This window comes from Arthrobacter sp. JCM 19049, assembly GCF_001310435.1.
Genome location: NZ_BAXF01000510.1, coordinates 1 through 1,500, shown reverse-complemented (window position 1 = coordinate 1,500; position 1,500 = coordinate 1). Strand labels below are relative to the sequence as shown.

The window sequence follows — 1,500 nt, the reverse complement described above, 5'->3', positions numbered from 1 at the left end:
GGCGCAATACGCCCCGCAGGCCACGGCCGTGCCGGCCGAGCAGATTGCGACGCGGTGGATCTGGTGGTGCTCATGGTGCCGCAGGAGGAACTGGACGAGGTGGACCCGGATACCCTGGCGGGAACCATCCTGGTGGACGCCACCAACCGCTGGGAAGACGAGCCGCTGCCGGACTGGTTCCAGCGGGCACTGGAGGCCGGGCTCTCCAGCTCCGAGGCGATTGCCGAACACTTCGCGGGCACCCGGGTGGTGAAGGCGTTGAACCACATCAGCCACTGGGACCTGGACACCAGCGGGCGGCGCAAGCAGAGCCAGCGCCGGGGCCTGGCGGTGGCCTCGGACCACCGCCGGGAGGCGGCCGTGGTCGCCAGGCTCATCGACGCCCTGGGTTTTGAGCCGGTGATCCTGGCCAGCCTCGCCCAGGGGCGCGGCATGGAGCCGTACGGTCCGATCTTCAACGAAGTGCTCGGCGCCCAAGAGCTGTCCCGGCTGCTGTCGGACAATTGAGAAGCGCGAATCGTCGCCTGAGCCGGACAGCCCGCAGGGGCTAGAGTGTGATCCTTGGCACCCCGAGTAAGGCAGTGACATGATTTGCCGTGATCAATCCGCCTTTTGGCGCGGAATGGCGCAGGTTTCGCCGGCGCTTGGGCTGAATTGGAAATCGGCTTAAACTGGTGCTAAAGTTTTACTTCGTTGCTTGCGATAACAACGCAGACAACGAGTACCTGCGCGGGTGGCGGAATAGGTAGACGCGCTAGCTTGAGGTGCTAGTCCTCGTTTAGAGGGTGGGGGTTCAAGTCCCCTTCGCGCACGCAGGAGATCCCCCGGTTGGCTTCGGCCAGCCGGGGATTTTGCATTCCTAGGGCGTGGCGCGACCTGATTGATAGCATCAAGTCGCCCCTGCCGCCGACCTCTTCCAGGAACTTTCCCATGCGCATCGCCATGCTTTCCCTGCACACCTCCCCCATGGAGCAGCCCGGCGCCGGGGACGCGGGAGGAATGAACGTCTACATCCGCAACCTGGCCTACGCGCTGTCCGAGCTGGGCCACGAGGTCCACCTGGTGACCCGCAGCGCTGACCCAACGCGCACCGAGCAGGTCATGGATCGGGTGTGGATGCACGAACTGCAGGTGGCTCCAGGCCGGCGGGTTTCCAAGGACGGGCTGTATGGCCTGATCGATGAGGCCGCCGCAGTGCGGGAGCATTTTCACGACCTGCCGGTGGACGTGATCCACGCCCACTACTGGCTCTCTGGGATGCTGGGGCTGGAACTGGCCACCGCCTGGCACATCCCGCTGGTGGTCAGCCTGCACACCTCGGCGGCGGCGAAGGAAGCCGAATCCGGGATCGCCGAACCGGCCGCACGCAAGGAGGGTGAACGGCACCTGCTGGCCGCCGCCCAGCGCGTCATTGCCAACACGCCGGTGGAGGCCGAACAGCTGCGCCGGCACTACCGGGTGCCGCAGGACAAGCTGGACGTGGTGCTGCCCGGGGTGGAG

2 protein-coding genes and 1 tRNA gene are annotated in these 1,500 nt (G+C 66.1%); all 3 read left to right on the top strand.

The genetic code is table 11. The features are described 5' to 3' along the window. A partial coding sequence (locus tag JCM19049_RS13915; RefSeq protein WP_279403249.1) for a hypothetical protein occupies positions 1–507 on the top strand: 507 nt, incomplete at its 5' end. Positions 508–726: 219 nt separating this feature from the next. Continuing rightward, positions 727–812, top strand: a tRNA-Leu gene (locus JCM19049_RS13910). 118 nt (positions 813–930) lie between these two features. Continuing rightward, positions 931–1,500: glycosyltransferase (locus tag JCM19049_RS13905; protein ID WP_279403248.1), on the top strand; the 570-nt coding region annotated here is incomplete at its 3' end.